At 30.7% G+C, this 528-nt stretch carries 1 protein-coding gene; it reads left to right on the top strand.

Translation table 11 applies throughout. The features are described 5' to 3' along the window. Window positions 1-266: 266 nt before the first annotated feature. On the top strand, window positions 267-528 hold a 262-nt coding region (locus V7150_RS15215), incomplete at its 3' end, for a sigma 54-interacting transcriptional regulator (protein WP_335519837.1).

A 528-nucleotide genomic window follows, 5' to 3' on the forward strand; every position in this document is an offset into this window, starting at 1 on the left:
ATTTAAAGGGAAATATTTTTTTTCGAAGTGGAAAACTGAAAAATTTTTGGTCAACAAACTCTACCTCGCTTAAAGGAAGAACATTTACTGAATTAGAGGAAATTTCATTCTTTGGAGATCCCATTTTACAATTATTAAATAGAGAGTTACACTCTCTTCAATTAAAGGCTTGGAATGGCAGTACTATTCTAATATCCGTGTTCATATCAAAATGTAATAGTGAAGATTTAATGTTATGGGGATTAAAAAGTATTTCCGATAATTTAATGGATTCAATTGAAATAATCGATGAGTCGGATACAAAACACACTCCTTCAATGGTCGTCCATAGTCAAAAAATGAAAGATGTACTTAACACAATAGAAATGGTTTCAAAAGTTTCAACAACAGTTCTTTTATTAGGGGAATCTGGTGTAGGAAAAGAAATGATTGCTAAAACGATTCATCAATTAGGAAATAGAATGTCCAAACCTTTTATTGCAGTTAACTGTGGTGCAATTCCGGGAAATTTATTAGAAAGTGAATTAT

Source organism: Neobacillus drentensis (assembly GCF_036965245.1).
GTDB lineage: Bacteria > Bacillota > Bacilli > Bacillales > Cytobacillaceae > Neobacillus > Neobacillus drentensis_G.